Origin of the sequence: Nocardia sp. NPDC057668 (assembly GCF_042799795.1) — a bacterium.
Lineage (GTDB): Bacteria > Actinomycetota > Actinomycetes > Mycobacteriales > Mycobacteriaceae > Nocardia.
Window position 1 is genome coordinate 817,845 of record NZ_JBHVIC010000002.1, and the last position, 26,456, is coordinate 844,300.

Annotated in this window: 23 protein-coding genes and 1 tRNA gene; 13 read left to right on the forward strand and 11 right to left on the reverse strand. The window is 69.7% G+C overall.

The genetic code is table 11. The features are described 5' to 3' along the window. The 6 genes from ACFVBH_RS16545 (at position 1) to ACFVBH_RS16570 (ending at position 7,510) form a co-directional block, all read left to right on the forward strand. Complete coding sequence (locus ACFVBH_RS16545; RefSeq protein WP_379002317.1) at positions 1-912, forward strand: hypothetical protein; 912 nt, start codon at positions 1-3, stop codon at positions 910-912. Next, positions 909-2,723 carry a fatty acid CoA ligase family protein gene (locus ACFVBH_RS16550; protein ID WP_379002318.1) on the forward strand — a complete coding sequence of 605 codons (1,815 nt, stop codon included), beginning with the start codon at positions 909-911 and terminating at the stop codon, positions 2,721-2,723. The genes ACFVBH_RS16545 and ACFVBH_RS16550 overlap by 4 nt, the downstream gene beginning before the upstream one ends. Beyond that, positions 2,720-2,992: a hypothetical protein gene (locus ACFVBH_RS16555; protein ID WP_379002319.1), complete on the forward strand. Its 273-nt coding sequence runs from the start codon at positions 2,720-2,722 to the stop codon at positions 2,990-2,992. Before ACFVBH_RS16550 ends, ACFVBH_RS16555 begins: the two co-directional genes overlap by 4 nt. Beyond that, complete coding sequence (locus ACFVBH_RS16560) at positions 2,989-4,041, forward strand: NAD-dependent epimerase/dehydratase family protein (protein WP_379002320.1); 1,053 nt, start codon at positions 2,989-2,991, stop codon at positions 4,039-4,041. The genes ACFVBH_RS16555 and ACFVBH_RS16560 overlap by 4 nt, the downstream gene beginning before the upstream one ends. A 34-nt stretch (positions 4,042-4,075) precedes the next feature. Continuing rightward, positions 4,076-5,308: a peptide synthetase gene (locus ACFVBH_RS16565; RefSeq protein WP_379002321.1), complete on the forward strand. Its 1,233-nt coding sequence runs from the start codon at positions 4,076-4,078 to the stop codon at positions 5,306-5,308. A gap of 66 nt (positions 5,309-5,374) precedes the next feature. Next, a complete protein-coding gene (locus ACFVBH_RS16570; RefSeq protein WP_379002322.1) occupies positions 5,375-7,510 on the forward strand; it encodes an MMPL family transporter in 2,136 nt (711 codons plus the stop codon). Between the two features lie 432 nt (positions 7,511-7,942). On the opposite strand, the gene rsmI is transcribed toward ACFVBH_RS16570, so the two are convergent. Then, on the reverse strand, positions 7,943-8,797 hold the full coding sequence (rsmI, locus tag ACFVBH_RS16575; RefSeq protein ID WP_379002323.1) for a 16S rRNA (cytidine(1402)-2'-O)-methyltransferase: 855 nt from the start codon (positions 8,795-8,797) through the stop codon (positions 7,943-7,945). Between the two features lie 369 nt (positions 8,798-9,166). Between rsmI and ACFVBH_RS16580 the strand changes: the two genes are divergently transcribed. Beyond that, on the forward strand, positions 9,167-10,771 hold the full coding sequence (locus ACFVBH_RS16580) for a phospholipid carrier-dependent glycosyltransferase (RefSeq protein ID WP_354985213.1): 1,605 nt from the start codon (positions 9,167-9,169) through the stop codon (positions 10,769-10,771). Here ACFVBH_RS16580 and ACFVBH_RS16585 read toward each other — a convergent pair. Both ACFVBH_RS16585 and arcA read right to left on the reverse strand, forming a co-directional pair. Then, complete coding sequence (locus ACFVBH_RS16585) at positions 10,768-11,136, reverse strand: GntR family transcriptional regulator (RefSeq protein WP_354985214.1); 369 nt, start codon at positions 11,134-11,136, stop codon at positions 10,768-10,770. The genes ACFVBH_RS16580 and ACFVBH_RS16585 overlap by 4 nt on opposite strands. Positions 11,137-11,142: 6 nt before the next feature. Beyond that, positions 11,143-12,369, reverse strand: a complete 1,227-nt coding sequence (gene arcA / locus ACFVBH_RS16590) for an arginine deiminase (protein WP_354985215.1) — start codon at positions 12,367-12,369, stop codon at positions 11,143-11,145. 75 nt (positions 12,370-12,444) lie between these two features. Here arcA and soxR point away from each other — a divergent pair, with 75 nt between their 5' ends. Further along, entirely contained in the window at positions 12,445-12,975 is a 531-nt protein-coding gene (soxR, locus tag ACFVBH_RS16595; RefSeq protein ID WP_354985216.1) for a redox-sensitive transcriptional activator SoxR, read from the forward strand. Here soxR and ACFVBH_RS16600 read toward each other — a convergent pair. The 7 genes from ACFVBH_RS16600 to ACFVBH_RS16630 form a co-directional block, all read right to left on the reverse strand. After that, positions 12,950-13,801, reverse strand: coding sequence for an SDR family oxidoreductase (locus ACFVBH_RS16600; RefSeq protein ID WP_354985217.1), 852 nt, complete (start codon positions 13,799-13,801; stop codon positions 12,950-12,952). The two genes, soxR and ACFVBH_RS16600, sit on opposite strands and share 26 nt — an antisense overlap. 105 nt (positions 13,802-13,906) lie before the next feature. Next, complete coding sequence (locus ACFVBH_RS16605; protein WP_379002324.1) at positions 13,907-15,772, reverse strand: putative bifunctional diguanylate cyclase/phosphodiesterase; 1,866 nt, start codon at positions 15,770-15,772, stop codon at positions 13,907-13,909. A gap of 16 nt (positions 15,773-15,788) precedes the next feature. After that, positions 15,789-17,951 (reverse strand): Rv1355c family protein, encoded by a 2,163-nt coding sequence (locus tag ACFVBH_RS16610; RefSeq protein WP_379002325.1) that lies wholly within the window; start codon positions 17,949-17,951, stop codon positions 15,789-15,791. A 2-nt stretch (positions 17,952-17,953) separates the two neighbouring features. Then, positions 17,954-18,709 carry a hypothetical protein gene (locus ACFVBH_RS16615; protein WP_354985220.1) on the reverse strand — a complete coding sequence of 252 codons (756 nt, stop codon included), beginning with the start codon at positions 18,707-18,709 and terminating at the stop codon, positions 17,954-17,956. Positions 18,710-18,962: 253 nt separating this feature from the next. Continuing rightward, a complete protein-coding gene (locus tag ACFVBH_RS16620; protein WP_354985221.1) occupies positions 18,963-19,397 on the reverse strand; it encodes an effector binding domain-containing protein in 435 nt (144 codons plus the stop codon). Continuing rightward, positions 19,394-19,837 (reverse strand): GyrI-like domain-containing protein, encoded by a 444-nt coding sequence (locus tag ACFVBH_RS16625; RefSeq protein ID WP_354985222.1) that lies wholly within the window; start codon positions 19,835-19,837, stop codon positions 19,394-19,396. The genes ACFVBH_RS16620 and ACFVBH_RS16625 overlap by 4 nt, the downstream gene beginning before the upstream one ends. 99 nt (positions 19,838-19,936) lie before the next feature. Then, positions 19,937-20,599 carry a trimeric intracellular cation channel family protein gene (locus ACFVBH_RS16630; RefSeq protein ID WP_379002326.1) on the reverse strand — a complete coding sequence of 221 codons (663 nt, stop codon included), beginning with the start codon at positions 20,597-20,599 and terminating at the stop codon, positions 19,937-19,939. A gap of 113 nt (positions 20,600-20,712) precedes the next feature. Here ACFVBH_RS16630 and ACFVBH_RS16635 point away from each other — a divergent pair, with 113 nt between their 5' ends. The 5 genes from ACFVBH_RS16635 to ACFVBH_RS16655 all read left to right on the forward strand — a co-directional run bounded on the left by ACFVBH_RS16635 (position 20,713) and on the right by ACFVBH_RS16655 (position 24,775). Next, positions 20,713-21,441 (forward strand): uracil-DNA glycosylase, encoded by a 729-nt coding sequence (locus ACFVBH_RS16635; RefSeq protein WP_379002327.1) that lies wholly within the window; start codon positions 20,713-20,715, stop codon positions 21,439-21,441. A gap of 109 nt (positions 21,442-21,550) precedes the next feature. Further along, entirely contained in the window at positions 21,551-22,195 is a 645-nt protein-coding gene (locus ACFVBH_RS16640) for a TetR/AcrR family transcriptional regulator (RefSeq protein WP_379002328.1), read from the forward strand. An 831-nt stretch (positions 22,196-23,026) separates the two neighbouring features. After that, a tRNA-Ala gene (locus tag ACFVBH_RS16645) sits at positions 23,027-23,099 on the forward strand. A gap of 262 nt (positions 23,100-23,361) precedes the next feature. Continuing rightward, positions 23,362-23,784: a DUF4189 domain-containing protein gene (locus tag ACFVBH_RS16650; protein ID WP_354985225.1), complete on the forward strand. Its 423-nt coding sequence runs from the start codon at positions 23,362-23,364 to the stop codon at positions 23,782-23,784. Positions 23,785-24,346: 562 nt separating this feature from the next. Further along, complete coding sequence (locus tag ACFVBH_RS16655) at positions 24,347-24,775, forward strand: nitroreductase/quinone reductase family protein (protein WP_379002329.1); 429 nt, start codon at positions 24,347-24,349, stop codon at positions 24,773-24,775. Positions 24,776-25,075: 300 nt separating this feature from the next. Here the strand turns inward: ACFVBH_RS16655 and ACFVBH_RS16660 are convergent, their stop codons facing one another. Next, positions 25,076-26,386, reverse strand: a complete 1,311-nt coding sequence (locus ACFVBH_RS16660) for an FAD-binding oxidoreductase (protein WP_379002330.1) — start codon at positions 26,384-26,386, stop codon at positions 25,076-25,078. Between the last annotated feature and the right edge of the window lie 70 nt (positions 26,387-26,456).

Genomic DNA, 26,456 nt, shown 5'->3' on the forward strand with positions numbered 1-26,456 from the left:
ATGGGCGTGCGCATCAAATCCACCGGAACCAGCCGGGCCGGAGACACTTTCAGCATCGTGGAGCTCAGCGGGCAGGCCGCGCGCCAGTCCATGGAGCGGGCCGGGGTACGCCCCGATCAGGTCGGCGTGCTCATCAACGCCGGCATCTTCCGGGACTCCAATACCGTGGAACCCGCTGTGTCCGCGCTGATTCAGAAGGCCGCCGGAATCGGGCTCGACTACGAGAAGAACGATCCGCGTTCGTTCTCCTTCGATCTCATGAACGCCGGCGTCGGATCGCTCAATGCGGTGCAGGTGGCCCAGTCGATTCTGGAAACCGGTAGCGCCGAGCACGTTCTCGTGGTCTCGGGCGACACCCATCCCTCCACCAAGCGGGGCGCGGCGGACGCCGAATTCCCGTACGCCACCACCGGTGCCGCGCTGTTGCTGGAGCGCACCGACGAGCCCGAGGGCTTCGGCCGGGTGCACACCGTCTCGGGCGCGGGCACACCCGTCATCGAGTCCTACGTGGATGTGGCCACGATGGGTACCCGGGGCCGCGACCTCATGACCGTGGTGCGCGAACCCGACGCCGAGGACCGGCTGCTGACCGTGGCCGCCGACGCGGCGCGGCTGGCGCTCTCGGACGGCGAGCCGGATCAGGCCCGCACCGCGCTCATCGCCTCCACCCCGACCGCCGGTTTCGGCGAGCGGCTGGCGGCCGAGCTGGGCATCGCCCCCAACGCGGTGCTGCTCCCGGATCTGTCGCAGGGCGACCCGCACACCGCGGCCCTGACCCTCGCGTACGACCTGGCGGCACAGCAGGATTCGCTCGGCGCGTTCACCCACGTGCTGTTCGTCGCCGCCGGCGCGGGCCCCTCGGCCGCGGCGGTGCTCTACCGACTGCCGGCCGTCGTCGGAGCCGCGGCGTGACGACCGCTACCTACTGGCAGGCCATCGACCGCTTCCGCGCGGTCGCGGCCGCGGAGCCCGACCGGGAAGTCGTGATCTTCCCGGCGGGCACGGCGGCCTCCGGACTTCCGGAGTACCGCCACCTGACCTATCGCGAACTGGACGAGTGGTCCGACTCCATCGCGGCGCACCTCGTCGCCGCCGGGGTGGGCCGGGGCACTCGCACCATCGTGCTGGTCCTGCCGAGCCCCGAGCTGTACGCGATCATGTTCGGGCTCTTGAAGATCGGCGCGGTCCCGGTCGTCATCGATCCGGGCATGGGACTGCGCAAGATGCTCAACTGCCTGCGCGCGGCCGACGCCGAGGCGTTCATCGGGATTCCGCAGGCGCATGCCGCGCGCGTGCTGTTCCGCAAGTACTTCCGCGGGATTCGCGTCCCGATCACGGTGGGGCCGCGCTGGTTCTGGGGTGGGGAGACACTGCAGAGCTGGGGCGGACCCGCGGCCGTGGCGGCGGGGGCCGCCCCGGCGGCCGAGTCCGGCCGCGGCGGCGCGGCCCGGGCACGTGTTCGGTCCCTGCGCGCCAGGGTGGCCGGCGCGCGCGCCGAATGGGAGCGCGGCTCGGCCTCGCTGCCCACCGCCTACACCGTGGTCCAGCGCACCCCCGCGCCCGCGGACGAGCTGCTGCTCATCGCCTTCACCACCGGCAGCACCGGACCGGCCAAGGCCGTGGAGATGACGCACGGGAACCTCTCGGCCATGGTCGATCAGGTCGACGCCGCCCGCGAGCGCGTCGCCCCCGGCACCTCGCTCATCACCCTGCCCCTGGTCGGCATCCTGGACATGCTGCTGGGCTCGAGATGCGTACTGCCGCCGCTGATTCCGAGCCAGGTCGGCTCCACCGACCCGGCGCACGTGGTGGACGCGATCAACCGGTTCGGGGTGCGGACCATGTTCGCCTCCCCCGCCGTGCTCATTCCGCTGCTGCGGCATCTGGAATCGGCCGGGGTGAAGATCCCCACGCTGCACAGCATCTACTCCGGCGGCGCACCCGTCCCGGACTGGTGCATCGCCGGCCTGCGCGAGGTGCTCGAGCCCGATGCCCAGGTGCACGCGGGCTACGGTTCGACCGAGGCCCTGCCCATGTCGACCATCGAATCCCGGGAACTGCTCGGCGGTCTGGTGGAACGCGCCCATCGCGGCGAGGGCACCTGCATCGGGCGTCCCGCGGAGAACGTGCGCGCCCGGCTGGTCGCCATCACCGATGATCCGCTGCCGGACTGGTCCGACGCACAGGCCCGCGCGGACGAACTGATCGCGACCCGCGGCATCGGCGAACTCGTGGTCGCGGGCCCGAACGTGAGCACCCGCTACTACTGGCCGCGCGAAGCCAATCGCGCGGGCAAGATCCGCGAGGACGGCGTGGTCTGGCACCGCACCGGTGATCTCGCGTGGATCGACGACGAGGGCCGGATCTGGTTCTGCGGGCGCAAGAGTCAGCGCGTGCACACCGCCGGCGGCCCCATGTTCAGCGTGCAGGTCGAACAGGTCTTCAACACCCTGCCCGGGGTGGCCAGGACCGCGCTGGTCGGCGTCGGCCCGCGCGGCGACCAGCAGCCCGTGCTGTGCGTGGAGGTCGAGGCCGGCGCGAACCCGCTGAGCCTGACCGCCGAACTGCGCGATCGCGCAGCCGAATTCGAGGTCACCGCACCCGTGCGGCACTTCCTTTTCCATCCGAAGTTCCCCGTGGACATCCGTCACAATGCCAAGATCGGCCGCGAGCAGCTGGCCGTCTGGGCAACCGAGCAGCTCGGAGAGGACAGGGCACGATGAAGGTGACCGTACTGCGGGCGATTCCGATCCTGGGCTGGCTGTATCTGGCCGCCGGGGTGCTGGCCGCTCTCACCGGCAGCGCGCCGGCCAACCGGTTCCTGCGGGCGATCTTCTGGATCGACGCCTTCCTCAGCATCGTGGTGCACGCGGCCCAGATTCCGGCTGCCCTGCGCGCGAGCGCGGGCACCGGTCGCTCCCCGGTCCAGACCGCGGTGCTGACCCAGATCTTCGGGCTCACCTGGTGGAAAACGCAGGGGGCCGCCCGATGAGCACCAAGAAGGCACTGGTCACCGGCGCGTCCGGCTTCCTGGGCGGCGCCATCGTGCGCCGCCTGCTCGCCGAGGGCGACTACCGGGTGGCGATCCTGGCGCGGCCCACCAGCAACCTGCGCGATCTGGACGCTGTCATCGATCGGGTGGAGATCGTCACCGGCGATCTCACCGATCCGGCATCGCTGGATCGCGCCACCCGCGGCGTGGACGCGGTCTTCCACAGCGCGGCCCGCGTCGACGAGCGCGGCACCCGCGCCCAGTTCGTGGCCGAGAACCTCACGGCCACCGAGCAATTGCTGGCCGCCGCGCGCCGCAACGGCGCCGGCCGTTTCGTGTTCATCTCCAGCCCCAGCGCGCTCATGGATCGCGACGGCGGCGACCAGGTGAACATCGACGAATCGGTGCCCTACCCGCACCGGTATCTGAACCTGTACTCCGAGACCAAGGCCGCCGCCGAACGCGCGGTACTGGCCGCCGACGCACCGGGTTTCACCACCTGCGCGCTGCGGCCCCGGGCCATCTGGGGCGCGGGCGACCGGTCCGGGCCGATCGTGCGGCTGCTGAGCCGGGCGGCAACCGGCTCGCTGCCGGATCTGTCGTACGGCAAGCAGGTGCTGGCCTCGCTGTGCCACGTCGACAACATCGCCGACGCCGCGGTCAAGGCGGCGAGCTCGGAAAAGGTCGGCGGCAAGGCGTATTTCATCGCCGATGCCGAGCAGACCGACGTGTGGGGCTTCCTGGGCGAGGTCGCCGAGGGCCTGGGGTACGAACGACCCAGCCGGCAGCCCAACCCCAAGGTGCTGAACGCCGCGGTCGCCGTCATCGACACCGTCTGGCGGATTCCCTACGTCGCCACCCGCTGGTCGCCGCCGCTGTCCCGCTACGTGGTGGCGCTCATGACCCGCACCGCCACCTACGACACCGGCGCCGCCGCAGCGGATTTCGAGTACCGGGCGGTCATCGACCGTGCGACCGGGCTCACCGAATTCCTGGCCTGGCTCGAAACCCAGGGCGGCGTTACCGAATTGACCAAGGACCTACGGTAAGCACGCCGGCGGTCCGCGCGCAGCAGAGGCAGTTATGAGCACCTTCCGCCGGCCCATCTCTCCCACCGAACTCATCTATTTCCCCATGCGGGACCTCGCGCCGCCGTTCCTGATGCAGTTGGCCATCGAGGGCGAGGGCAGCCTCGACGCCGAACGGCTGCGGCGCGCGGTCGCCATCGCGTCAGCGGCCAATCCCGGTGCGCGACTGGTGCGTGACGGCTCGTACTGGGTGGACAGCGGGGTCGCGCCAACCGTGCGCGAGGTGCACCACGCGCTGCGGTTCCCGGCTCTCGAGGCGGATCCCGTGCTCACCAGCCCGATCGGGCCGACGCCGGAGTCCACCACCGAGGTGCTGCTGCTGACCGCCGATCCGGTGACCATCGTGTTCCGCGTGTTCCACGGGGTCATGGACGGCATGGGCATGGTCATGTGGGCCACCGACATCCTGCGCGTGCTGCGCGGGCAGGAGCCCGTCGGCGCGGCCGATCCCGTGGCCGATGCCGAACTCGTCGCGAAGGTGGGCGCTCCGGGGAAGCCCGCGCTCATGGTGCCGCGCTTCGGATCCGCCCTCGGGCGCGGCCGCCAGGACGCGGGCGAGCACCGGCACCTGTTGCGGCACCGGACCATTCACGCCGCGGGTCCGGGTGCGCTCATGCGGGTCGCGGCCATTCTCGCGGACGAAGGCGGACCGCTCTCGCGCATCATGATTCCGGTCGATCTGCGGCGGCACGATCCGGCGCTGCGGTCCACCGGCAATCTGGCGCTGCCGCTGTTCCTGGACGCGCGGCCCGGCACGGACTGGAAGCAGCTCAACGCCGAGAAGCGCGCGGGCCTCGCCGAGGGCCGCGAACTCAACCAGATGGACAACACCGGGCTGACCAAGCTCCCGCCCGCGGCGGGCCGGGCACTGGCCCGCTCGCTCAACTGGGTGGGCGCGCGGCTGGGCCGGAACCTGGCCTCGGCCACCGTCTCCCACATGGGCCGCTACGACCTCGAAGCCCTGGCGGTGCCGGGTTTCGCACCCACCTCGGTCCGGGTGCTGCCCCAGCACAGCGTGGCCATGCCGATTCTCATGGGACTGACCGAGGGCGGCGGCCGCACCGAGCTGACGGTCTCGGTGCGCAGCGGGCGCGGTATCCCGGATCGGCTGGACGCACTGCTGGACCGGATCGTGCGCACCCTGGAAAGCGAACTGACACCGGCGGATTCGGCGCAATCCCGGACCGTCGCCCCTGGGACCGACGCGACGGGGACCGCCGGGCGATGACCGGAATCCGCCGGGTGCTTCGAGCGGCCACGAATCTCGGCACCACCGAAACGGAGTTGTGAACCGATGAACACCTGGGCGCGGCTGGTTGTTTCGTGGCCGAAGACTGTTCTTGCGGCGGCGATACTGTTCGCGCTCGCGTGCGGGCTCTTCGCGACCGGGCTGGCCGACAAGGTCAGTGCGGCCGGATTCAGCGATCCGGCAAGCGAATCCAGCGAGGTCGATCGCTGGGTGACAGAGCAGCTCGGACCGCAGAATCCGGACATCCTCGCCATCTACACCGCGCCGGAGGGGCAGACGCTGGCCGACATCGGCCCGCGCGTGCTCGAGTCGGTGCAGCGCATCGATCCGGCACTGCTGGATCGCCCGGTCGAAACCTACTGGAACAGCACGCGGCAGCAGTACCTGCGCTCGCCCGACGGGCGGCAGGCGGTGGCCGCGGTGTTCGCGGCCGGCGACGACAACCGGCGCATCGCGGTGTATCCCGATATCGCGGAACACCTTCGGGTACCGGGCGTCGAGACGCAGCTGACCGGCTACAGCGCGCTCGCGGACACCATCAGCAACCAGTCGCGCCGCGATCTCGTGATCGCCGAATCCATTTCGATTCCGCTCACCGCCATCGTGCTGGTGCTGGTCTTCGGCGGGGTGGTGGCCGCGCTGCTGCCGGTGCTGGTCGGCACGCTGGCCGTCATCGGCGCGCTCGGCGCGGTGGGGCTCATCGCCCGATTCACCGAGGTCAGCATCTTCGCCATGAACGTGGTGTCGCTGCTCGGGCTCGGATTGGCCATCGACTACGGGCTTTTCGTGGTCAGTCGCTTCCGCGAGGAACTGGCGGCGGGGCGCACCGTGCCCGAGGCGCTCACCCGCACACTTACCACCGCCGGGCGCACCGTGCTGTTCTCGGCGCTGCTGCTCATGTGCGCGTTCGCCGGCACCTTCGTCTTCCCGCAGGCGGTGCTGCGCTCACTCGGCTTCGGGGCCATGGCGGCGGTCGCCCTGGCCGCGCTGCTCTCGCTGACCGTGCTGCCCGCCATCCTGGTGCTGCTCGGCCCGCGCGTGGGCAAATGGAGCTGGCGCGCGGACGCTTTCGAGCACGCCGAGGCGCGCGCGCAGCGCTTCTGGGGCCGGGTCGTCACCGCCGTCATGCGCCGTCCCGGCACCGTCGCCATCGCCGTGGGCGCGCTGCTGCTCGTGCTGGCCGCGCCGCTGACCAGCGTGCGCCTGGGCGACATCGACCACACCGCGCTGCCCGCGGGCAACGAAACCCGCGTCGCGGTGGAGGAATTGGCGGCGAACTTTCCCGCCGCGAACAGCGGTGCGACCGTGCTGCTGCGCGAAACCGGCGGCGGGACACCCACTCCCGCGCACATCAGTGCCGCCCTGCGCGAGCTGAGCGCGGTTCCCGGTGTGCGCCAGGCACTGTCGCTGGGCACCCGCGAGGACGCGGCCATCATCCACACCGCGCTGGCCGCACCCGACCGCTCCCCCGCCGCGCAGGACATCGTGAAATCCATCCGGGAGATTCGCCTCGACGGCACGGAACTGCAGGTCGGCGGCGAAAGCGCGGTGACCGCGGACAGCGTCACCGCCGTGCTCTCCAAGCTCCCGCTGATGCTGGTGGTCATGGTGAGCGTGACGCTGCTGATGCTGGCGCTGGCCTTCCGCTCGGTGGTGCTGCCGGTCAAGGCGGTGCTCATGGCCTTCCTCAGTCTCGCGGCCACTTTCGGCGTGCTGACCTGGATATTCGATCAGGGCCACCTGGCAGATGCGCTACGCGTCAGTCCAGGGCCACTCTCGGCGGGGATGCTGGTGCTGATCATCGCGGTGGTCTTCGGCCTCTCCACCGACTACGAGGTCTTCCTGCTCTCACGCATGGTGGAGGCGCACGACGCCGGTGCGGACACCGAGGAAGCGGTACGCGTCGGCACGGTCCAGACGGCCCGCGTGATCACCGCCGCCGCAACACTTCTGGTGCTGATCACCGGCGCGTTCACGATCTCCCCGCTGACCCCCATGCGGTTCCTCGGCCTCGGCATGGTGATCGCCCTGGTCATCGACGCGACCCTGGTCCGCATGCTCCTGGTCCCCGCGCTGGTGAAGCTGATGGGACCGGCCAACTGGTGGACCCCGTTCCGCCCCGGCCCCCGCAGCACGGAGGTACAACCGCTCGTGAAAACCGAAGAGTCCAGGGCCGTCTGATCGCTCGCCGCTTCGTCCCGCGCGGCGTCTCCGGCGGATACCGCATCCGGGACAACAAGATTCGCCGCTGGTGGGGCGACCTCTACGAGCTGTGCCCGGACGAACTCGTGGCCGAGTTGAACGGCGCGAAACGCCCCGACCGGATCACCGAACTGACCAAACAGGCCCGCGCTCGCAAACGCTGAGCTCGCGTGGCCCGCCCGAACGTCACCGACTCCCCGCCGGCCCAGGTCCGAACCGGCCGGGCGCGAACCCGCTCACGCCCAACAGGAAACAGAGCCGCTTCCGGCGGCGGGCGACGAGAAGAAGACCGGCAATTGCCGGGGGCGGCGGCGGGGCGTGGGGCAGCGGCTCTCTCATCGGGCACGATGAATGGCCCGGCGAAGCGGGCCGGGGTGGCTCGCGCCGATCACTCGTGAGCTGGGCGCGTGGCTACTCCGCGGCGCGAGCGGCGAGTACCGCGTCGTACAGCGCCTTGCGGGCGGTGCCCGTGTTCTGGGACACCTCGGCGCAGGCGTCCTTCAGGCGCAGGCCGGCGGCGGCCAGGGCCTCCACCCGTTCCACCAGGTCGGCCGGGTCTATCGAAACCGGTTGTGCGCCTTCGAGTACCACGGTGATCTCGCCGCGCGCGCCCTCGACCGCCCAGCCCGCCAGCTCGGCCAGGGTGCCGCGCACGACCTCCTCGTAGGTCTTGGTGAGCTCGCGGCAGACCGCGCCGCGGCGGTCGGGGCCGAGCACCTCCACCGCGTCGGCCAGGCAGTCGGCCAGGCGGTGCGGGGCCTCGAAGAAGGCGCAGGCGCGGGACTCCGTCGCCAGGGTGCGCAGCCACTCCTTGCGCTGGCCGGACTTGCGCGGGGCGAAACCGTCGAAGCAGAAGCGCTCCACCGGCAGCCCGGACAGCGCCAGCGCGGTGGTCACCGCCGACGGGCCGGGCAGGCAGGTGATCGGCAGGTCGCGTTCCACGCAGGCCGCGACCATGCGGTAGCCGGGATCGCTCACCGACGGCATGCCCGCGTCGGTCACCAGCAGCACCGTGCGGCCCGACTCGATCTCCTCGAGCAGCATCGGGATGCGCGCGGTCTCGACATGGTCGTAGAAGCTGACCACCCGCCCGGTGATCTCCACCTCGAGCGCCTTGGCCAGCGACCGGGTCCGGCGGGTGTCCTCGGCGGCGACGATCTCCGCCGACCCCAGCGCGTCCCGCAGCCGCTGCGAGGCGTCACCGATGTCGCCCATGGGCGTGGCGGCGAGCACCAGCCGTCCGGCTCGGATCGGCTCCGCACTCATCGCACTCCCGTTCGTCGTGGTTCCGGCCGCCGAGCGAACGGCGGCGGGCAGCGCCCGAATCCCGGCGCCCGCCCAGCATACGGCGGGCCGCCGCACCGCCCGGGCGGCCGTGCGCCACCGCGGCGATCGACCGTCGGCGTGCGGCGAACCGCCCGGCGCGGGGCAGTTCCCGCATCACCGTGCCCAGCGCGGCGTGCGGGTGGCACGTACCCGGCGAGCGCCGGCCGACTACGAACCCGCCGAACCAGCGGCATCTCCGGCGACCCGGGTCGACGCGAGCCCGGCGGGATGGCGAACCGCCCGTGCGGGCGCGCCGCCGGACTCACCGGGGCGCGACCGGCCGGGCGGTGACCGCATAACATCGGGGGCGTGACCCAGGTGACCGAGGCGCGACCGCCAGCGAGTGAGGCGGGGGTGGCGTTGTCGAGTCCCGCGCCACTACGACCGTCAGCCGAATACGGGCCCACCGACTGGGCACGCGGCTGGGTCGTCACGATCGTGCTGACCACGGTGGCCGCGCTGACCCGCTTCATCATGCTGGGCTACCCCACCGACGCCAAGACCCCGGTCTTCGACGAGAAGCACTACGCCCCGCAGGGCTGGCAGGTCCTGACCGGCGGCGGCACCGAGGACAATCCCGGCTACGGGCTGGTCGTGCACCCGCCGGTGGGCAAGCAGATGATCGCCATCGGCGAGGCCATCTTCGGCTACAACGGCTGGGGCTGGCGCTTCACCGCCGCGATCTGCGGAACCATCCTGGTGCTCTTGGTGATTCGCATAACCCGGCGCATGACCCGCTCCACCCTGATCGGGGCGTTCGCGGGCATCCTGCTCATCGTCGACGGGGTCACCTTCGTCTCCTCCCGCCTGGGCATGCTCGACATCTTCCAGACGCTGTTCGTGGTGGCGGCCTTCGGCTGCCTCATCGTCGACCGCGACGAGATACGCGCGCGCATGGCCCTGGTCGCCGCCGAGGGCCGCCTGGACGACAGCGAGTACGGACCGCGATTCGGCGTGCGCTGGTGGCGATTCGGCGCGGGCGTCCTGCTCGGGCTCGCCTGCGGCACCAAATGGTCCGGCATCTACTTCGTGGTCGCCTTCGCCGCCCTGAGCCTGGCCTTCGACCTGTCCGCGCGCCGCGGGTACCGGGTCCGGCGCCCCTGGGCCGGCACCGCGGTCCGCGATCTCGGACCGGCCTTCTACGCCCTGGCCATCGTGCCGATCGCGGTCTACCTCATGACCTTCTGGGCCTGGTTCGCCAACGAGACCGGCTACGACCGGTACGCGGTCGGGGTGCGCGTCGGCAACGACGGCATGTTCTCCTGGGTGCCCGCCGCCCTGCGCTCGCTGTGGTTCTACGGCGGCGAGGTCCTGACCTTCCACAAGGAGCTCACCAACTCCGCGGGCAACCACCACCCGTGGGAATCCAAGCCGTGGACCTGGCCGATGGGCCTGCGCCCCATGCTCTACTACTACGCCGACACCAACGTGACCGGTTGCGACGCATCGCAATGCGTGAAGGCCGTCATGCTGATCGGCACGCCCGCGCTGTGGTGGCTGGCGCTGCCCATGCTCGCCTGGGCGCTGTGGCGCAGCATCGTGCGCCGCGACTGGCGCTACGCGGCCGTCCTGGTCGGCTACGGCGCGGGACTGCTGCCCTGGTTCCTGACCCTGGACCGGCAGATGTACTTCTTCTACGCGCTGCCGCTCGCGCCCTTCCTGGTGATGGGTGTGGCCCTGGCCCTGGGCGACATCCTCGGGCACGCCCCGCCCCGCGGCCGCAGGCTGTCCGGCTCGCCGCACTGGCAGCAGTTCACCCCGCCCAGCGAACGCCAGGGCCTGGGCCTGCTGCTGGTGTGCATCTATCTGGCGCTGGTGATCGCCAACTTCATCTGGCTGTGGCCGATCCTCACCGGTATGCCGATCACCCCGGCGGACTGGCACGACCGGCTCTGGCTGGACAGCTGGCGCTAGCCCCGGCTCTCCCCCAGCGCCGCACGCAGATACCGCACCGCGGCCTCGTCGTCGAGACCGAGGCGGCGGATGACCGCGACGTACTCGGTCGCCGCGCGCCCGGCCACATCGCGGGTCGGGTCACCCGAGGACGCGATGAAAGAGCCCAGCCTGCCCCGGGTTTCGAGCACCCCGTCCTGTTCCAGCTCCCGATAGGCGCGAGCCACCGTGTTGGGGGCCAGCTTCAGATGCGCGGCCAGTGCGCGCACCGTCGGTATCTTGGTTCCCGCCGCCAGCTCCCCGGAACGCACCCGGGCCACGATGCCCTGGCGCAGTTGCTCGTACGGCGGAACCGTCGAATGGTGGTCGACCGGTATGTCGAGCATGTCTTCTCACACCTCGTCACGCGACAGCGGGCAGGACAGGCACCGTGGTCCGCCCCGGCCCGAGCCCAGTTCGGATCCCGGAATGGGCAGCACCTCGATGCCGGCGTCGACCAGGCGCGCATTGGTCATCTCGTTGCGTTCGTAGGCGATCACCACGCCCGGCGCCAGGGCGAGGGTGTTGTTGCCGTCGTCCCATTGTTCGCGCTCGGCGGTGACCCCGTCGAGGCCGGTGTCGATGACGCGCAGCTTCTCGATCCCCATGGCCTCGGCGGCGGCGGGCAGGAACGGATCCGGGCCCAGCATGGTCACCGTCCCGTCCGCCTCCTTGCGAATGGTGAACGCGCACAGGGAATCCTGCACCGCCGGGTACATGACCACCGCGTCCACGTCGACCATGGTGCAGACGGTGTCCAGATGCATGGTGGCCCGGGTCTGGGCGATCGGCACCACCAGCACGGTGTGGGCCAGATCGTCCTCGAACAGGCTGCGCGCCAGCGCTTCCGCGCCCGCCGGGGTGGTGCGCTCGCCCACCCCCACCGCGACCACGCCCTTGGCCAGCAGCAGCACGTCGCCGCCCTCGATGGGCGCGGTGTGCGATTCGTAGGCCCGGCGCACGCCGAGGAAGCGGGGATGGAAGGCGTAGATGAGATCGGTCAGCGAGGTCTCGCGCGCCCGCGCGGGCAGGGCGAGCGATGTGATCGCCACCCGCCGCCCGACCCAGAACGAGGAGTCGCGGGTGAACAGCAGGTTGGGCAGCGGATCGATGACGAAGTCGTGCCCGTGGTGCATGCGCCGCACCAGCGAGGCGGTGTTCCCGAACGGCAGCTCGTCGAAGGTCATCCCGGACATCAGGATCTGCGCCAGCTCCGGCGCGGGCACGGTGCGCAGATAGGCGGCCAGCTCGTCGGCCAGGGCGTGGCCGAGCCGGCGCGCGTCCACCGCACCGGAGATGCCCTGGATGCGCGCGGCGCCGCTGACCCCGATGGTCTGGGTCAGCAGATCGGCCAGCAGCAACACCTCCACGCCACGACCGCGCAACACCTCGGCGAAGGTGTCGTGCTCCTGCTGCGCCCGCTCCACCCACGGGATGGCGTCGAAGAGCAGCTGATCGTTGTTGCGCGGGGTGAGACGGCGCAACTCGTCGCCGGGTCGATGCAGGAGCACCGTATGCAGTGCGCCGACCTCCGAGGTCACGGAAAGCGGTCGCGCCGGGGGCGCAGCCTTGATTCCCATGATCTGACGGTAGTTGCCCGGGACAGAGATGGCATGCAATTCGACGCCGGGAAAAACCTCGAGTAACCTTCAGCTATGCAGACCACCCCGTGGCAGGCGAAGGAGTTGACACCGGGCCAGCTGGCACAACGCGCCGGAGTTGCGGTGTCCGCCTTGCATTTCTACGAACGTGAGGGTTTGATCACAGCCCGCCGAACCAGTGGCAACCAGCGCCGCTACCCCCGGGAAACCCTGCGCCGGCTGGCCTTCATCCGCATCTCACAGCGTGTCGGAATTCCGCTCGGCGAAATCCGCGGCGCGCTGGACCGGCTGCCCGACGGCCGCACCCCCACCCGCCGCGACTGGGAGGCGCTGTCCACCGCCTGGCGCACCGATCTCGACGAGCGCATCGAGCAGCTGATTCGCTTGCGCGACAGTCTCACCGGCTGCATCGGCTGCGGCTGCCTGTCCCTGGGCACCTGCAAGATCGTCAACGCGCACGACCACATGGGCGACGACGGCCCGGGCGCGCGTGTGCTGGACGTGCACGTCACCGAGCCGCAGGCCGCCGAGCCGTGCGTCGACACCTCGACCGGCTGCGTCAGCCCCTTGGCAGAAACGTCGTGAACAGGCCGTTGGCCTTGCGCATGGCGAACTCGTAGGGCCAGGCGAACTTGCGCGCCCACCAGTAGCCGAACCGGATGTCGAACTGGGTGTGCACCAGGTAGCGGTTCTTCTCGACCCCGCGCAGAATCGACTTGGCCACGTCCTCCGGCGATTTCGCGTGCCGGCGAAAACGGCTGATCCACGCCTGAATTCGCGGGTCCTCCCGGTCGACGCCGACGATGTCGACGCTGTGCACCAGCGGGGTGTCCACCGCGCCCGGCACCACCAGGTGCACGGAGATGTCGTGCCGCTCCAGATCGAACCGCAGCACGTCCGAGACCCCGCGCAGGCCGAACTTGCTCGCGCTGTAGGCCGCGTGCCAGGGCAGCGCCAGCAGCCCGGCCGCGGAGGACACGTTGACCAGCGACCCGCCCCGCCCGGCCGCGACCATCGGCGGCACGAAATTCTCGATCACGTGGATGGGGCCCATGAGGTTGACGTCCACCATGCGCTTCCAGTGCTTGTGCTCGAGGTTCTCCACGGTCCCCCAGACCGAGACGCCCGCGACGTTCATGACCACGTCCATCGAATCGCCGACCCGCTCGCGCACCTGCCCGGCGAAAGCGGTGACCGCGTCGTAGTCGCTGACGTCCAGGGCCTGCGCGTAATCCACGATGCCGCCCTGCGCGCGGATGAGGGCCACGGTCGAGTCCAGCCCCTCGGCGTTCACGTCCGTGAGCACCAGGCGCGCCCCCCGGCTCGCCGCCGCGGTGGCCGTGGCACGACCGATGCCGCTGGCGGCCCCGGTAATCAGAGTCTTCTTGCCGCTGAAGCTTCGATCACGCACGCCGGTTCCCACATCCCTCGATGGATTGCCCCTGTTATTCCCCGCACGCTACTACGCGGTAGCGCGCTCCCGCGAGCATCGACGCCCAGAGCCCGCCCCCAATTTCTAGGGCGCGCCGGGACGCCCGGCGCCCGGAAGATCCAGGTCCAGCGCGATCCGGCCGGCCGCCAGATGCTCGGCCACCTCATCGGCCGGCATCGGCCGCGCGATCAGGAAGCCCTGTGCCCGATAGCATCCCAGCGCCACCAGGGTCCGGGCGGCGACCGTGGTCTCCACCCCTTCGCCGACCACCCCGAGCCCGAAGGAACCGGCCAGTCCCACAATGGATTTGACGATGGCCAGATCGTCGGCGCTGGCGCCGAGCCGCTGCACGAAACCACGGTCGATCTTGACCGCGTCCACCGGCAGCGCTTTGAGATGCGACAGCGAGGAATACCCCGTGCCGAAGTCGTCGATGGCGATCTGCACGCCCATGCGCTTGAGCCCGCGCAGGGTGACCTGGGTGCGCGCCAGATCCTGCACCACCACGTGCTCGGTGATCTCCAGGCAGACCGAACTGCCGTCGATGCCGTAGCGGCGCAGGATGCCCTCCATGGTCTCCACGAAGTCCAGGCTCACCAACTGCACCGGCGACACGTTGATGCGGATGACGACGTTCGAGGCCAGCCCGCGCTTGCGCCACTGCGCGAACTGCTCGCACGCCGACCGAATCACCCAGCGCCCCAGCTCACCCGCGAGGTTGGTGGCCTCCGCGACGCCGACGAACGCGCCCGGCGGGAGCAGTCCGCGGGTGGGGTGCTGCCAGCGCACCAGCGCCTCCAGGGCCACGACCCGGCCCGTGCGCAGATCCACTTCCGGCTGATAGTGCAGCAGCAGTGAGCCGTCCGAGACCGCACCGCGCAGGTTCAGCTCCACATCGTCCTGGAGTTCGAACTGCGCGCGCATGGCGTCGGTGAAGACCGCGACCCCGTTGCCGCCGCTGGACTTGGCCGACAGCAGCGCGTGATCGGCCCGGCGCAGCACGTCGGCGACCGTGGTCTCACCCGGAATACCCACCGCCACACCGACACTCGCGCCGCGGCTGACGGTCTCCCCGCCCACGGTGACCCGGCGCGCGATGAGCTGCTGGATGCGGGTGGCCTCGAGATCGGCGGCGACCGCGTCCATCGGCTTGGCCGGGACGATGACGAATTCGTCGCCGCCCAGGCGCGCGATCATGTCACCGCGATCGAGGTGATCGCGCAGCCGGGTGGCCAGGGTGCGGATGAAATTGTCGCCCGCGGTGTGGCCCAGGAAGTCGTTGAGCGCCTTGAGCCGATCCAGATCCAGGAAGAACGCGGCCACCGGCCCGGGACTGCCCGCGCGCAGCCTGTCCTCCATGTGCTCGAGCAGCGCCCGGCGATTGGCCAGCCCGGTCAGATCATCGTGCATGGCTATATAGCGCAGCCGCTCCTCGGCCACCACGCGCGCCTGCAGCTGCGCGAACAGCGCGGCAATCGCCTTGAGCACATTGAGTTCTCGCGTGCTCCACTCGCGGTCGCCCTCTTTGACGAAGCCGAGCACCCCGGTCGACTCGTCCCGCGAGACCAGCGGCACCGCGGCCATCGACACCTCCGGAATGCCGGAGGACAGGTGGATGGTCTGCTGGTAGTCCGCGTGCTCGGGAATGGGCCGCACGATGAGCGGCTCGGTGGCGTGCTCGAGCCGGGCGAAGACCGAGTCCGCGCTCTCGAAGTAGGTGACGCGCAGCGGATCCGGGTCGATGTTCACGGCGCGTCGCGGCCACTCCGCGATCAGTATGGAGGCACGGCGCTCCCGATCGGTGTGCCGTAGATAGCTGAAGTCGACATCGAAATGAGTGACAAGCCAGGACAGCACCCGCTCACTCGCCGCCACCATCGTGGTGGCGTCGACACCCATCAACTCGGAGGCAACCTGGGTTACCAGTGAGTCGAGCGTCTGCCGAGGCACCTTGTCTCCGATCCCATCAGCGGCTTTCCGCACCCGGTATCGGGAGCCGCCGGCTCCGGGCCGTGACCTCCGCCGCATAGCTCAGGCGAAGTACCAACGCCACGGTCTCGTGCTCGGGCACTCCCAACAGGTCCAGGAAACGGCCTTGAAGTGACGTTAGTGTATCGGCGAAGTCCGGGGAAACCGTGCGTAGATCCTCGGTTCGTCGGGCGAACAGGAACACCGGCGACATCGGCTGCACGGTCAGGCCGTGCCGCTGCGCCTCGATCCAGACCCGCTGCAGGGTCTCCCCGGCACGGGCGTAGGCGATCAATTCGGCCGGATCACCCAGGGATGGTGTGGGGAAGGTGACCGCCGCCAGGGCCGAGGCCGAGCGCACCCGATCGAGGGTCGGCTCGCCCAGCGCGACACCGCCGTTCCACTCCCGAATTCGATCCATCACATCGGCGCGGCGCGCTATGTCGAGCTTGGCGAATTCGTCCGGGGCCAACTCCATGGTGCGCAGGTCCAGACCCGTGCGCAGGTCGTCGGCCGGCCAGCGTAGCTCGGAGAACATCTCCGCGTGCAGGACCGGGGTGAGGTAGCGGTACTGGTCGGAGGCGGCCAGCAGGATCGCGGCGGTCTCCAGGTCGCCGGGATCGGCGATCCAGCGCAGCCCGCCCTCGGCCTTGGCGGCGGTGGTGGCCAGCTGATGCAGCACGCCCGGGTCGGCGGGCTCGCCCGTGCCCAGGCGCCGATTGGTCACGCGGGTGAGCAGATCCGGGTAGGCGCGGGCCAGCTCCGGTTCGCTCCAATCGCTGAAGTGCAGGACCGCGGTCAGCGGCGCGCGATCGATGCTGTGCCGGCCGGGGGCGCCGGCCCGCAGTTCCGATTCGCCGAGCAGGCCGCGCGCGGCCGCGGCGGCCCGCGCGTTGTACAGCGCCGCGCCGACCGCGACCGCGCTGCCGCGATAACCGATGTCCATGCCCGAGGACCGGGCGGGATCGAGTTCGATGACGACCGCGGCGGGCTCGCGGCGCAGCTTCCAGGGCTGCACGTTGCCGCCGGAGGGCGCGAGCTGCGCGCAGGCCAGCACGGCGTCCACGTCGGTCTGGGGCACCGCCCGGACGTCCTGTGCGGGCCAGACCAGCTCGGTGACGGGTTCGGGCTCGGCGATGGCGTCGAGGCTGGTGCTCAGGTCGACCCGGGTGCGGCCCGAGGGCAGCGCGCCGCCGAGCCCGAGCCGGCGGACGGCCGCGGCCACGGTCGCGCCGCCGAGCTGCACGTCGCCCGCGAGTTGCGGCCAGCTGTCCAGGGTTTGGTCGATTTCGACCAGGCTGGCGGCGAATCGGTCGGAGAGTCCGAAGGCGTCGAGAATGCGCACCACGTACGGGGCCTTGTCGCGGGTGCTGAGGCCGCGCAGATCCGCCCGGCCGACGCCGCCGAGCAGACCGTGAAAGGGTTCGCGCGTGGGCTCGAGGTCGAAGCGCTCGATATCGAGCAGGCCGCGGTCGCTGGTCTCCATCAACAGCGGAATCTCATAGCGCCGTGCGGCTTCGCGGACAGCGAGCTTGATATCGAGGGAGTCGCACTCCTCGACCACGATGGTGAGGCCCTCGAAGAAGGCGTCGACGTTCGCGTCGGTCAGACCGTCGGTGAAGACCTCGACCGGCAGGTAGGGATCGATCTCAGCAATCCTGCGCGCGGTGACCACGGCTTTGTTGACGCCGATATCGAAGAGGGAACCGGGAATTCGGTTCAGGTTCGCGAGCTCGATGGTGTCGAAGTCGGCCAGCTTGATTCGGCCGCAGCTACCTTCCATGGCGAGCGTGTGCGCAATGGCGTGTCCGACGCTCTGGCCGACGACTCCAATTGTCTGTTTCACGAGTTCTTGTTGTTCGACTCGCGTCAGTTTGTTGCGGTTTCGATCCAATCGAACCGTTCGTAGCAATTCCGGCCCGGGTAGTCCGACAACCGAATTGCGCCAGGGGTAGAAAACCCACCGATCCGCTTCCGGTCCTTCCGACAATTCGGGCGGCGCGACCAATTCCGCGAATTCCTTGCCGAGCGAATCCCGTAAATCCGTGAATTCGATTGTGGCGTCGGCCCGTAATTCGGCCAGCCGGCGCGCATCTCGCGCATCGGATTCATCGAAAAACTGCGGTCGATAGGACGCAACCGCGGCATTGTCGGGATTCATATCTAGGCGGTTCCTCCGATACCGGACAGATCGGCCGTCAGTTGGTCACCACCGGCCGAAAGGGCTATGTGTTCCGCATCGATCAGGGCGAGCTGCGACTCGTCAGCTACTGACCGGTAGGACTCCATGTCCCACCACAGTGGAATAGTCCGATAACGCTGGTCGGGGAACGGTACCGCCGGAATCCACCAGTCCGAACGCGCCCCGCTGGTGCGATAACCCGACGCGGCGTGCTCGCCGGCTGTGACGAAGCCGTACCGAGCGTCCAGCAGGTTGGTGACGTGCACAACGCACCGGTCCAGGGCGGCGCCGAGCGAGCGGCGCTGGATGCGGTCCAGAGACCGATCGGCCCACACAGCTTTCACCTCGACGACACCCTGCGGTATCCGATCGGCAACCCGTTTACGCAGTGCGGTTTCTCCGGGATGTCCGGACCAGGCGGAAAGTGCGTTGACCTCGTCCACATGGGTGTAAGGGCCCTGAACTCGCAAGCCCGCGACCACTTCTCCGAAAGCGTCGATTGCCGTGACGAAGAGTGCGCTGGAACGACCATCGGCAGTTTTGTCGTAATCGAGCGCGGCTTCGACTCCGTACCGCCGGTAAGCGCGCAGCGCACCCGCCATGTTCCGGCGCCACAGGCCGGGATGCGCGTGCGGTGTACCTATCCAGAAGGTGCACCCCGACGACGCATCCTGGAATCGCAGCAAGTCCTCATCGCCCAAATCCGACGGGACGACTGCGACTACTTCCACAGCCATACAGTTCCCTACTCCGTTGCTGCGCGGGCCCCCGCGCTACTCCCGAGCCCCCGACCGATACGGTCATGTATCAACCGCACCCGGTACAGGCACCTAGGGAGTATCCGCCAGCCGCAAGAAATTGTCCAGGCGTCCGGCAAATCTCCCGAAACCCGAATGGACGTCTAGAAATCACCCCTGGTCAAACCATTGCTATCAGTCATGTAACCCAATGACAAGACCGGTTGGTTCTCAATTGGCTAACAATCAGCAATCAGATCAGGATCGAGATGAAGAGCTCCAACTCGGCGGGGCCGGACCAGATCTCGATCTCCTCGCGGTAGGCACGGGTGATCTCCGCGGACGCCGTCGCGTCGTCTACCTGGGCCCATACGTCTTCGGCGGGGTCGTGGTAGTCGCCGTTGGGCTGGAATCGGGCGTACACGCCCTTGGGCACCCGGATCAGTACATCGCCCGCGGGCGCGTCATCGGGAGTGCGGTACTCGTAGGCGACGACAACGTTGTAATTCCCGGCCGGATCGGGCACGTAGACGGTCGCGAGGGGACGAGGATCACCATCACGATCGCGCAACCGGTCGCGCAGGAATTCGATGAGGTCGCTGTTGCTGACCTTGAACGACGGGCGTACCCGCGGCACCACGAGCCCGCCGTACACGCCACCGGGCCGGACAACGATCGAGTAGGTCACGAGGGCTCCACCGCCAGGTACAGCTCGATCTTGTAGGCGTGCGGGTACGTCTCGAAATCACCCGTGTGGGTGCGCCGGATGTACTTGTGTTCCTCGGCGAAGGCGATCTGCGTCCACAGATCCGTCATCACCTGCGGGAAACTGCCGACCGAGGAGAAGCGAGCGTAGGTGCCGCGCGGCAGCCTGGCCACGATGTGACCGCGGGTGACCTCGTCGAACGACTCGCACTGGTAGCCGACGATCTGGGTGTTGTAGGTGTTCAGATCGGCCGCGTAGTCGATGTACGCCGAGGCCAGCGGGCCGCCCAGCTCCTGATGCAGGACCGCGGCCCAGGCCACCTCGAGATCGTGATCACGCAGTTCGCCGAGGGCCCGTTTGGGGCTGCGCACCGGCAGTCCGGCGACCCACATCTCGTCGCGTTCGACGATCTCAAACCGCATTGGTAGGAACTCTCTCTGGGTGTGATGCACAGCCCGGCGGCCAACCTTCGCCATGCTATCAACCATGTTCGGGGTACTCGGGAGACACGACCGCCCCGCTCACGCCGCCTCGCGACGGCGATGCGGGCGGGCCAGCGGTGCGCGCCAGTGCCGCCACAATGCCAGCAGGCGCAGGGTCACCGCACCCACTCCCGCCAAACCACCTGTCAAGAACGTGTATTGGCCGTAGTGCAGCAGCAGCGCGGCCGCGACCGAGCCGAGCAGCGCGGGTACCGCGTACAGCTCGCCGTCGCTCAGGACGCTGGGGGTGACCCCGGCGAGCACGTCCCGGATCACACCGCCGCCGACCGCGGTGACCACGCCCAGGGCCGCGGAGGCGGTGGCCGAGAGCCCGGCCTCGTAGGCGGTGACGGTTCCGGTCACGCAGAACAGGCCGAGGCCGACGGCGTCGGTGACGAGCAGGGGCACGCGGATCAGCCGGCGCGGCGGATGCCAGAAGAAGATGACGACCGCGGCCAGCAGCGCGGTGGCGCCGTAGCTCAGGTGCACGAAGGCCGAGGGCGGGGTCTTGCCGATGATGAGATCGCGCAGGATGCCGCCGCCGGTGGCGGTGCACATGGCCAGGACCAGGATGCCGACCACGTCGAAGTTGCGGCGCACCGCCAGCAGCGCGCCCGACACCCCGAATGCGAACACGCCCAGGAGGTTTCCGATCGACTGGGCCTCGCTGACGGCGTTGCCCAGCTCGCCGATATCCGCCATCCGACCCGCGTCCTTCCCGTCGCAAACCCTCCGCTACCGGCTCACAGTATCCATCTTCGCCACGCCGGAGGGCTGCGGCCCGGTCGGAACGGGGATGTGCTTGAGTCACTCTCGTGTGCCGCACAATTGCCGAGCTGGACGACCGGCTCACGGCGTGTCGTGCCTGCCCGCGTCTGGTCGCGTGGCGGGAGCAGGTGGCGCGGGACAAACGCGCGGCGTTCCGCGACGAGAACTACTGGGGGAAGCCCGTTCCGGGGCTGGGCCCGGACGACGCCCGAGTACTGGTGGTGGGGCTGGCGCCGGCGGCGCACGGCGGCAATCGAACCGGGCGGATGTTCACCGGGGATCGCGCGGGCGACGTGCTGATCGCGGCCATGTACGCGGAGGGAATGAGCAATCAGCCCACCAGCGTCCGGCCCGGGGACGGGCTGCGGCTCATCGACACCAGGGTCACCGCGCCCGTGCACTGCGCGCCACCGGACAACAAGCCCACGCCGGACGAACGCGACAACTGCCGGCACTGGCTGGTCACCGAACTGGGCCTGCTCGCGCCGACGCTGCGGTCGATCGTCGTGCTGGGCGGCTGGGGCTGGCAGGCGCTGCTGCCCGCGCTGGCCGAATCCGGCTGGGCGGTACCGAAACCCAAGCCGCGCTTCGGGCACGGTGTGCGGTACGAACTGGTCGGGTCGCGGCCGGATCGGGCGCCGGTGCAGCTGTTCGGCTGCTATCACCCGAGCCAGCAGAACACCTTCACCGGGCGGCTCACGCCCGCGATGCTCGAGCAGGTGCTCGGCGCGGCGCGGGACGCGGGTGGCGGTGGGCGTGCGGGTGCTCGGCGCTAGCCGCGCGCGGTTCATCGGCCCGGGCCGCGCGCGGGTGTCTCGGCCCGGCCTTGACGCGCTGAGCTCCGGCGCGCATTCGCCGGGCGTGGCGCACCGGTACGATGCGGTCGTGAGCAGGGCCGATAGTGCGCCGGGGGGCGCGGAGACCACAGCGCCGACGAAGCGGCGGCGATCGCAGACCCGTCAGCGCCTGCTGGACGCGGCCTTCGACGCGTTCGCCGACGACGGGCTCGGCCGATGCACGGTCGAGCAGATCTGCGAGCGCGCCGGATTCACCCGGGGCGCGTTCTACTCCAACTTCACCTCCCTCGAGGAGCTGTTCCTGGCCATGTGGGAGCAGCGTTCGGCGGCCATGCTGGACCAGGTGCGCGCGGTGCTGGACGCGGACCTGGCGGTGACCGACCCGCGCGCGGTGATGGAACACGTGCTCGACGCGGTTCCGGTGGACGACAAGTGGTTTCGCATCACCTCCGAGTTCACCGCGCACGCGCTGCGAACCCCGCCGCTGCGCCGGTTGATGGTCGCCCGCGAGGCCGCCATCAGCGCGGCCCTGACGCCGGTGGTCAGCACGCTGCTGGAGCGCGCCGGCCGTCGTGTCACCGATCCGCCCGCCCTGGGCCGCGCCCTGATCGCGGTGCACGACGGCACGCTGGTGCAATGTCTGCTGGAGCCGGACAGCGCCGAGCTACGCGCCTATCGCCTGGACCTATTCCTGCGCGTTCTGGAGTCGTACACCGAACCCGTCGCGCACTGATCCGCACCGTCTCCCGAACCAGCACATAACCTCTCGCGCGCCAAGCCCCTGAAATTCGGCTATTTCACTTTCACCTCCGTCGAGATATCCCCGAGCGCCCCGCGCACACTTGCAATCCGCGTGCCCCGCGATGCAGGCTTCACCCCCGCCCCGGTACGGCAGTTCTATACGCCCCGAACGAATTCGACTCCTCACGGACCGGACACCCACGCCCCTTCCGCTCCCCCCTCACGGCAATCGATCTCTCCCCCAACCGAACCCACCCCCGTTCCCAGACCGACCAGTTTCCATTCATCCCCAATAGCGTCCGGAATCACCTGGGCCCGAACCATTCCCACCCCGCCATCGGGAAACTCTCCACACTTATCCACAACCTCCATCCCCACCCCCGCGCACTCCCCTCGAAAATACCGACGGCACCCGCCGAATTTCACGCCCTCACCAACTTCGCACCCCCACGCGCGCGTCCCCGCCCCCTCCCCGCCACCACCGAATTCGGAAACCCACGCTGTCACCCCGCGGACCGGTTCCCAACCTTCCCCACCCACCGAAACCGCGCACCCTCCCACCGCAGGCACGTTCCCGAGCTTTCCCAACCTCCGATCGGATCCACCCCACTCACACGGCCGGCCACCTCCCCCACCCTCACTCCCGTCCCGCCGGCATCGACACCTCTCCACCGAACCCGGCCGACCCCGCCACGCTCGCCGATTCCACCCGTCGCCCCCACCCGTTCTCCAACCCGAGAAACCCCCCGTAACCAGCCGATTCGTTGACCGGCCAACCGACCTGCTAAAGTCTTCCATCGCAAGCCGGAAACGGCGAGCGGCTGGGGCTATAGCGCAGTTGGTAGCGCGTCTCGTTCGCATCGAGAAGGTCAGGGGTTCGATTCCCCTTAGCTCCACAGCATCGGAAAGCCCGTGGTCTCCCGGAGACCGCGGGCTTTTCCCGTTCCACCCGGGCCGGGCGACGAGCCCGCCCGCCGACGGATGACCCGCTCGAAGAACCTCCGCGCGAGCGGCGGCGGCGTAGGTCGGGGCCCCGGCGCACACGCTCGGCAGGCCCGAACTCAAAGACATTGAGCCTCAGCGGAACTCGCGATTTTGAGACTCCGATCACATCGTGCATGATCGCCGGGTACGAATTCGATTTGGGGAGTTGTCAGAATGTCTTTCGCACGCAAGATCGCCGTGGGCGCCGCCGTCCTCGCTGCTTTCGCCACCACCACCGCGGTTGCCGGCACCGCCCACGCGGAGGGTGACTCCTTCGGCGCCCTGGCCGCGGTGATCGACGGCCCCACCGGCCAGATGGTCGGCTACGGCTGGGGCGTCGCCACCGACCCCGATTCCGCGTCGGCCACCGCACTGAACGAATGCGGTTCCTCGAACTGCAAGGTTGTCCTGACCTTCGTGAACGAGTGCGCCGCCATCGCCCGCTACAAGGGCCACCCCTCGATCTGGGCGGTGGGCCCGACCCGCGCCGACGCCGAACGCAACGCCGTAACCGCCCTCGGCCCCGACACCGGCTTCATGGGCGCCTTCAGCATCCCCCAGCTCGCGAAGTCGGCTTGCACGGCCAACACCCAGTAGTACTGCTCGATCGGTCCCCGGGCATCGCCCCGGGGACTTCGATCGAGTGGGGCGGCATCCGACATCCTGCCGCGTTCCCGAACCTCAGCACGCGGCTGCGGCACGCGTGCCACCGAACCTGTTGTACGACAAGACTTTCAGGGTGCGACAGCACGGCGGCACCGAACGCCGCCGGAGGCGCCCACCACCGCGCCGCCCTCGGCCGGCTGATACTCCAACGGTTCGGCATCGAACCACTCGAGCCATGCGACCCCAAGCTCGTGGCGTTGTCGAGCGATGCTCTATCTCCGCTGAACTCGATTGGGGGGCCGGTTGGCGAGCAGCACCGCGGCCGGGTTGCAGGAACGCCTCGGCGGGAGGTCAGGAGCTATGTCGAGGGTTCGGAGCACGCGGGACGGTTGGATCACGGGGCCGATCGAGGAAGTACGCGGGGACATAATCGCCGTGGGGGCCGCCTGCGGTCTTGATCCGGCGGGCGGCGGCCGACCCGGGACACGCGTGCCGACCTCCCACGACGTGCGGATCCGTGCCCGTGCCCGGCCGCGCCGGAAGAATCCGTGCCATGAGTGAGCCTCGTGACTGGAACAGCGAAATCATTGCCGAATTCCGGGAGAACCAGGGCCGGGTCGGGGGGCCTTTCGAGGGGGCGCCGATGGTGCTGGTCCACAACCGGGGGCGCAAGACCGGGCGAGAACTGGTGAGCCCCATGATGTATCTGGCCGACGCGGACGACGAGGCCGTCATCTACGTCTTCGCATCCAAGGCGGGAGCGCCCACCAACCCGGACTGGTACTACAACCTCACCACCGCGGGGACCGGGGAGGTCGAGGTCGGGACCGAGCGGTACCCGGTCACCGTCACCGAGATCACGGGGGCGGAGCGGGACCGGATCTACGCCGTGCAGGCCGGGCGCTACCCGGGATTCGCGGGGTACGAGGAGAAGACCGCGGGGATTCGTACCATCCCGGTGCTGGCACTGCGGCGAGCCTGAGCGGACCGCCCGCGGGAACGACGGCCGCCCAGCGCGATACCGGCACCGTAGCGAGTCCGTGTGTACTTTTCCGGCCAGCGTGCGGCGCACCGATGCCGAGAGAGTCCGCGCGGACTTCCCCGGCCAAGGTGCGGCGCATCGATGCCCAGAGAGTCCGCGCGGACTTCCCCCGCCGACCTGAGTGGCATCGATGCCGAGCCTCGGATCGCCGGCAGGCGCAGCCTGCTCACCTTTTCCAGCCGAAAAGCCGCCCCGACCCGAAAGTTTCAGGGCGGGGCGGCTTGCACGAACCGGCGCTGTTCAGTCGTTGATCGGGAAGTTGGCGCGGACCACGTTGTGGGGATCGCGAGCCTGCTTGATCTCGCGGAGGCGGGTCAGGGTCTCGGGACCGAAGGCGGCGGAGGCGGACTCGCCGGGGGCCAGGAAGGTGTAGGGCTTCGAGCCGGTGATGTGGTCGGACAGGGCGTCGGTGATTTCGGTGAAGCGGGTGCGGATGTCGTCGAGCAGGTGCGGCAGGCCCAGGCCCAGGAGGTAGAGGGCGTAGGGCTCGGTGACGGGGCCGCGTGCGCCGTCGTGGGGGCTCGCGGTGGTGAGGGCGCCGCCGAGGGCGCGGAGCTGGATGTTGAGCAGCGGGGCCGTCGGCGCTTCGATCAGGGTTTTGACCACCGCGTCGCCGAGGTCGGTGAGCAGCTCGCCGCGCGAGAGCGAAGGGCTGGGATCGGTTGGCTCGGCGGTGATTCGGCCGATCTCGGCCGGGGTGAGGGCGCCCCGGGTATCGGCGATCACACCGTCGATGCTGTCGAGCCGCTTCGTCAGTTCGCGGCCTTCGGCGGCGTCGCCGAGGTAGGCGAAGTCCAGCGCCACCGTGGGCGCGGCCCCGGGAATCTGGTAGCGCTGCAACCACACCGAGAGTTCGGCGGGCGCGTCCGCGGTGAGTTCGGCGAACAGGTCGAACGCCGCGGCGGTGCGGTCGGCGGACCACATCACCCGGCCGCCGTACAGCCGCGGCAGCGGGAACAGCTCGAACTCGAGGTCGGTGACGACCGCGAAATCGCCGCCGCCGCCACGCAGTGCCCAGAACAGGTCCGGATCGGAATCCGCGGTGACCCGGGTGCGCGCGCCGGAGGCGTCGGCGATGCCGAAGGCGCGCACCGCGTTCGAGGCCCAGCCGTACTTGCGGGCGAACCAGCCGAAGCCGCCGCCGAGGGTGTACCCGGGCACGCCGACCACCGGGTTGCTGCCGGCCAGTCCGGTCAGGCCGTGCGCGGCCGCGGCGGTCTGCACCGCGCCCCACTGCACGCCCGCGCCGACGCGCGCCACCCGGCGCTCGGCGTCGATCTCGATGTTGTTCAGGGCGGCGGTGCGCAGCAGGATCGCGTCCTCGATCCCGCCGGTCGCGCCGTGCCCGGTCGTCTGCGTCACCACCTGCCGCCCCGCGCCGGCGGCGTACCGCACGGCCTCGGCCGCGTCCTGCGCGTCCGATACGTTCACCACGGCCGACACCGGCTGTGTCACAGCGACGTTCCACGGCCGCGCCGCCTCGTCGAACCCCGCGTCGCCCGGCAGCAGCACGCCGCCGCGAATCAGTCCCCGCAGATCCTCGATACCCATTGCTCTGTCCTGTCTCGTGTCGACCGGTGCCGTTCTCGGCTTCACAGGGTTGACGACGTACGGCCGGCAA

Coding starts and splice junctions, on each gene's coding strand:
- ACFVBH_RS16545 (WP_379002317.1), top strand. CDS start 1: ATGGGCGTGCGCATCAAATCCACCGGAACCAGCCGGGCCGGAGACACT.
- ACFVBH_RS16555 (WP_379002319.1), top strand. CDS start 2,720: ATGAAGGTGACCGTACTGCGGGCGATTCCGATCCTGGGCTGGCTGTAT.
- ACFVBH_RS16560 (WP_379002320.1), top strand. CDS start 2,989: ATGAGCACCAAGAAGGCACTGGTCACCGGCGCGTCCGGCTTCCTGGGC.
- ACFVBH_RS16565 (WP_379002321.1), top strand. CDS start 4,076: ATGAGCACCTTCCGCCGGCCCATCTCTCCCACCGAACTCATCTATTTC.
- ACFVBH_RS16570 (WP_379002322.1), top strand. CDS start 5,375: ATGAACACCTGGGCGCGGCTGGTTGTTTCGTGGCCGAAGACTGTTCTT.
- rsmI (WP_379002323.1), bottom strand. CDS start 8,797: ATGAGTGCGGAGCCGATCCGAGCCGGACGGCTGGTGCTCGCCGCCACG.
- ACFVBH_RS16585 (WP_354985214.1), bottom strand. CDS start 11,136: ATGCTCGACATACCGGTCGACCACCATTCGACGGTTCCGCCGTACGAG.
- arcA (WP_354985215.1), bottom strand. CDS start 12,369: ATGGGAATCAAGGCTGCGCCCCCGGCGCGACCGCTTTCCGTGACCTCG.
- soxR (WP_354985216.1), top strand. CDS start 12,445: ATGCAGACCACCCCGTGGCAGGCGAAGGAGTTGACACCGGGCCAGCTG.
- ACFVBH_RS16610 (WP_379002325.1), bottom strand. CDS start 17,951: ATGAATCCCGACAATGCCGCGGTTGCGTCCTATCGACCGCAGTTTTTC.
- ACFVBH_RS16615 (WP_354985220.1), bottom strand. CDS start 18,709: ATGGCTGTGGAAGTAGTCGCAGTCGTCCCGTCGGATTTGGGCGATGAG.
- ACFVBH_RS16625 (WP_354985222.1), bottom strand. CDS start 19,837: ATGCGGTTTGAGATCGTCGAACGCGACGAGATGTGGGTCGCCGGACTG.
- ACFVBH_RS16630 (WP_379002326.1), bottom strand. CDS start 20,599: ATGGCGGATATCGGCGAGCTGGGCAACGCCGTCAGCGAGGCCCAGTCG.
- ACFVBH_RS16650 (WP_354985225.1), top strand. CDS start 23,362: ATGTCTTTCGCACGCAAGATCGCCGTGGGCGCCGCCGTCCTCGCTGCT.
- ACFVBH_RS16655 (WP_379002329.1), top strand. CDS start 24,347: ATGAGTGAGCCTCGTGACTGGAACAGCGAAATCATTGCCGAATTCCGG.
- ACFVBH_RS16660 (WP_379002330.1), bottom strand. CDS start 26,386: ATGGGTATCGAGGATCTGCGGGGACTGATTCGCGGCGGCGTGCTGCTG.